We start from the raw sequence: 4,675 nt of genomic DNA, 5'->3' as shown, positions 1-4,675 counted from the left end.
GTCAGCTCATCCCATTCACGAATGATTTCCCGTCCGTTGATACGCTCACAGGTGGGCAGACCGGTGGTTTTGTCATATTCATACTCGACGACTGCATCGGTATTGGTGGCTTTCACCAATTGATACCGTGGGTTGTATTCGTAGGTGGTGATGTCTTTCAATACGAGCTGGTTTTCTTCTGGCTGCCAGCTTTCCTGTTTGACCAACAACCCCGCCGTGGAATAGCTCCAGCGAAGTTGTTGGCCGTCGGGATATATCGTGTGTGTCCGACGACCCAATTTATCGTACTGATAGGTCAGTGTTCGACCGGTGAAATCCGTTTCGCGGATAATCTGGCCAGCGGCATCCCGCTCATAGCGGTAAGTTTCCCCCGTGGAGGCCGTGACCGAATTCAAACGGGTGAGTCGATCATAGCCAAAGCGCAGGGTGGTGCCGTCCGGGCGAGTGACGTGGGTCAGCAAGTCAAAGGCGCCATAGGTGTAGCGGGTAGTTCGGCCTTCCCCATCCGTGACGGCGGCGACACGATGTTCGCTGTCATATTCCAGTTTTTGGGTAACACCATCCGCGAGGGTGATTTCACTCAGGCTGCCATTAATGAGGCTGGCATGGTCGGGGCTGTATTGGTAACGGGTTTCCTGTTTCAGCGCGTCAGTGAAGCGGCGCAGGCGACCCAAGGCATCCAGCTCCAGTCCGGTGGTTTCACCGTCCGGTGTCATCACAGCGGCGAGGTGTTGGTGCTCATCATAAGCATAGTGCCACGTTCTACCGTCCGGCAGCAGGCGCTGGCGCAGTTCGCCGTGCGTGCCGTATTGGTAGGCCTCTGTGTGCCCCAATGGATTAGTCAGTTCTGTCAGGTTACCCTGTTCGTCATAATGCCATTGCCAACGCTCACCGGTTGGCATGACACTTTCGATGAGCTGCCCATGCTCGTCATAACCGTAAGCAAAGGTGTCGCCCGTCGGGAGTTTCACTGCGGTCAGTGCACCGTCAGGGTTGTAATCGAAGGTGGTTATCCCTCCTGCCCGATCGGCTTCCCAGACAATTTGGCTATGACGCCATTGACGGCGGATGATACGCCCTAATGGATCCACTTCACGGATAACCAACCCATTATGATCGTAGTGGTATTGGGTTTCACCGCCTTCTCCATCTCGGTACGTGGTGATGCGAGCTTGATCATCATAGTGAAAATGGTCACACCAGTAACCACTGGAGGACGTCGTACTCAGTACGCGCCCTTGTCATCATAAGTCAGGCTTAAGTCGGTCTGGTCTGTATCATGCCAGCGGATCATCCGTCCCTGTGCATCATATTCATGCCACAGGTGGTTATGCTGGAACGCGTCACATTCATGCAGGTAACCTTGCAAATCATAGTGACAAGTTACCAGACGCTGTTGTTTCTGAGGCTCAAGATAATCCACTGTCTGGAGTTGTTGGTTCTGGTAACCCAACACCAACCGGAAACCGTCGGTGCGCGTGACTTCAATCAGTTGTGACTGTTTATCATAGATAAATTGGATCACATTCTGCCGGCGATCGGTGATCGCGGACAGTTTGCGAGTATTGCCGACAACATGGTTGAAATGGTAACTGAGCTGGGACTGACGATCCGTCAATTGCAATTCGCCATTCAGTTCACCGGTGAGCAGGCAATGAGGAATATGTTGGTTACGGGCGAGAACCTGATTTTCAGGTGTGCTGAAATCATAGATTACACCATCGGCATCAGTGAAATTCACTTTGTCATCAGCGAGTAACAGTTGCCGCGACCAGTCATCCGCCCATTTGGAGCCAAACAGGCCACTGTACTGAGCGGTAGAACGATAAGTTCGGGTCAGGGTTATTGGCAATAATCCGGGGATAGCAATGACGGGCCAGATTTGCAGGAAATCACCGGTGGCCATATCAACAGGATCCCCCTTGTTTTTGCTTTGTTGCTATTTTGGCCTTCCTTGTTGGTTGACTTGTTATCAACCGGGTCTTTTTCGACATTCTTGGTTTTGGGGGTTGTTTCGGCTGATACGGGCGCTCTTTCCTGAACACGGGCACCGCTTCCAGTCTCTCCCGCCACTTGGGTTTCCACTTTAGCTTCTTGTTTGGCCGCGTTAGTTGTGGCGGTTGCCATGCCCTGTGTGGTGCCGGTTTTGGCTTTATTGCCGAGTGTAAAAAAAGAACTGACGCTTTTAAGCAGGGCAGGGATTTCACCGGCTAAAGAAACAAAGGTGGCTGTATCTACGACATCTGCCCCGCCTTTCTGCATCGGATTATCATAGCTCTTTCGTGCCGAATTTAGATTGAATTCTTCCGTGTTTTTGGCAAGGGTTGTCCCTGTGTTGTGTAAGCCTTCGGCCGCTCTATTCAATCCTAACGCTTCCAGCTCGGCGGCGCGGGCTTGAGCGTTCAACGCACTGGCATTTCCCTGAAGTTTCGTCACGGCTTCCGCCGTATCGACCCCTATATTGTAAACACGTTTCGCCGCGCCGATGGCCATATCAGATGCGCGAAATTTATCGACATTTTGACGACTGTTCTCTGCCACATTGCGTAAGTTTTCAGCCGCCTCTTTTTGTCCCGTCATTTCCAATAAGGCAGCGCGCTCTTCTGCATCCGCAGCCGTAGAATGCGCCATTGCCGTATCAAAGTAATCCCTTAACTGTGTCCAAAGTCCTTTTTCATCTTGGGTTTCGGGCAGTATGACTGCATTGGCCTCATGGGGAGGACTGGCGGCCTGTGGTGCTTGTCCGATAATTTTACCTACCGTATTGCCTTCCCCGGTCGGGCTGTCATCCCGAGCCTTTTGTGGTAACGGGGAATTCGGTTTAGGGGGGACAATATTCTCTGGATTGGCCGGTTCTTCCGCCTTGATTGCCGCTTTGCTGTCGGTACTGCTCCTGCTGTTTTCTGTCATGGTTGTTTTCCTTATGCCCCGTTCATCCAGAATTCATCCCCGTGGCGCAGCACCAGCTTGTTGCCGGCCCGGACGGTGTTGGTATGCGCTTTCGGGTGGCACTTCGCCCCCACGGTGCCGCTTTTTACTCCGTTGGCGACACCGGGTTGGTCACCGAGCGTTTGAGGGACAAAACTGCGGGCAAATACCACTACCGGCTTACCATTGGCGCGCACGGTGTTTTCCGGTACATCACTGCCTGCCAGTTTGGCGATGACCGGATAGGGAATGGGGGGCGTTGATGACCCCATCGGGGTTTTGCACACGTCCGGCAGCATGCCGACTATTAGCCAGTCGCCTGCAGTGCGGGCGATGTAGTTATCCGCCATGTGAATTCTCCTCTTCCAGTGACGCTAATTTGACCAAAGGGATATCCGGGTTAATTTCAAATCGCGTTTCTGCGACGCGTACGGGCAGGGAGGCTTTGAAACTCAGTCGACAAGTCATATGCAACGTCCTGGCTTCGCTGTCGATAATTAACGTGTCCGTACGCATCGGAATCGGCAGCAAAATGCCGTTTTCCATGCGCAGCAAAATAAACGGGCGATGCCCCGGCAGGGTAACGTGCAGCTGGCCGCTGGGCGTCATGCCTTGCAGGCTCAGTGAGATATCGGTATCCGGCCAGTCAATTTGCTGGTCAGCCGGGGCCCCGTTCCAATATCGGAAGTCGAAGTCTTTCGGCAGGTAAGGGTGACGGTGGGCGAGCCAGTCGTCATCGTATGTCCCGGCGAACTGGCGGCGGGGCAGCCACGGGCGGCCGATAAAGCCCAAGCCTTGCGGTTGGCTGGTTGGCATATCAGCCGGCAGGGTGCCCGCGAGTTGTTCGGTAAAATGCTGGGCGGTGAACGGCGCATCTGGTTGGGTGATACGCGGTGCCGGGTAACGGGTAAGTTGTTTGGCCCCGGCGTACCACGGCGTGATAAACCCCCTTCCCAGCGGGTTAGTTTCACAGGTGGCGTGCGCCAGCGGCGCATTGTCCCCGTCCGGGTGTTGCTGACGTTGTTCCGCGGTCAGGCGATCACTTTCCTTGAGGTGCGCGCTCGCCTTGTCGTCTGCCTGAATTTTGCATTCCCCGCCAAAGGCGTAGCGGTAATCCATCGGCAGGGTGGTAAAGGGTTTTGGGTCGGTCAGTTGCCAGTGGCCGTTGGTGTCACGGATAAATTCCCGTTCGCCGGTCACGGTCAGGGTTTTGTCGAGCAGGGTCTCGCCCTGCTTACTTTTAACCTGCAACCGGACAGGAAACGCTGTCGTGGGTTGATTATCTGGCGTATAGGCGGTGCCGTTGACGATAATGTCACAGCGCGGCTTAAACGGGGCAAGGTCACTTTCCTGCAACACTTGCGAGGCATTCATCTGTCCGCGGAATTCATCCTGCAAACACAGGGGCGGCGCAGGCAACAATTCCGCGAGGCAGTGACCGGTACTGTCCGGCAGCAATTGATAGCCGAGTTTCATGACGGCCACATGGTGCTCGACATCGTCCACATCGAGCATTGAATAGTTCATCACCGCAAACGGGGTCAGGTTACGAAATTCCATCTCAGGCTCCTTAGTTCAGGTCAATGTCCTTGCCGGTGATTTGTACCGGACCGCTGGCCTCGAATTTGAACTCCGTGCCCTGGATCGTAATTTTACCGCTGCTGTCCATGCGCAGGGTGCTGGCGCCGCATGTCAGTTCAATCACCTCCCCGGCCGTGATGGACAAGGTATTCTTGACGGCCACGGA

4 protein-coding genes and 2 pseudogenes are annotated in these 4,675 nt (G+C 54.4%); all 6 read right to left on the bottom strand.

Features of this window, described 5'->3' with window-relative positions; all coding sequences use genetic code 11:
* Positions 1 to 1,091, bottom strand: a pseudogene (locus FE392_RS18975) (RHS repeat-associated core domain-containing protein); the annotation flags it as partial.
* A gap of 134 nt (positions 1,092 to 1,225) precedes the next feature.
* On the bottom strand, positions 1,226 to 1,906 hold the full coding sequence (locus FE392_RS18970) for a DUF6531 domain-containing protein (protein WP_319931710.1): 681 nt from the start codon (positions 1,904 to 1,906) through the stop codon (positions 1,226 to 1,228).
* The gene (locus tag FE392_RS18965) at positions 1,843 to 2,910 is read right to left on the bottom strand and encodes a hypothetical protein (protein WP_319931709.1); all 1,068 of its coding nucleotides are present in this window, start codon (positions 2,908 to 2,910) and stop codon (positions 1,843 to 1,845) included. The genes FE392_RS18970 and FE392_RS18965 overlap by 64 nt, the downstream gene beginning before the upstream one ends.
* Positions 2,911 to 2,921: 11 nt before the next feature.
* The gene (locus FE392_RS18960) at positions 2,922 to 3,278 is read right to left on the bottom strand and encodes a DUF4150 domain-containing protein (protein ID WP_319931708.1); all 357 of its coding nucleotides are present in this window, start codon (positions 3,276 to 3,278) and stop codon (positions 2,922 to 2,924) included.
* Positions 3,268 to 4,488: a DUF2169 family type VI secretion system accessory protein gene (locus tag FE392_RS18955; RefSeq protein ID WP_319931707.1), complete on the bottom strand. Its 1,221-nt coding sequence runs from the start codon at positions 4,486 to 4,488 to the stop codon at positions 3,268 to 3,270. Before FE392_RS18955 ends, FE392_RS18960 begins: the two co-directional genes overlap by 11 nt.
* 10 nt (positions 4,489 to 4,498) lie before the next feature.
* Positions 4,499 to 4,675, bottom strand: a pseudogene (locus tag FE392_RS18950) (type VI secretion system Vgr family protein); the annotation flags it as partial.

Source organism: Xenorhabdus santafensis, assembly GCF_033949405.1.
Lineage (GTDB): Bacteria > Pseudomonadota > Gammaproteobacteria > Enterobacterales > Enterobacteriaceae > Xenorhabdus > Xenorhabdus santafensis.
The sequence above is the reverse complement of the archived record's forward strand: the minus strand, read 5'-3'. Positions and strand labels throughout refer to the sequence as shown.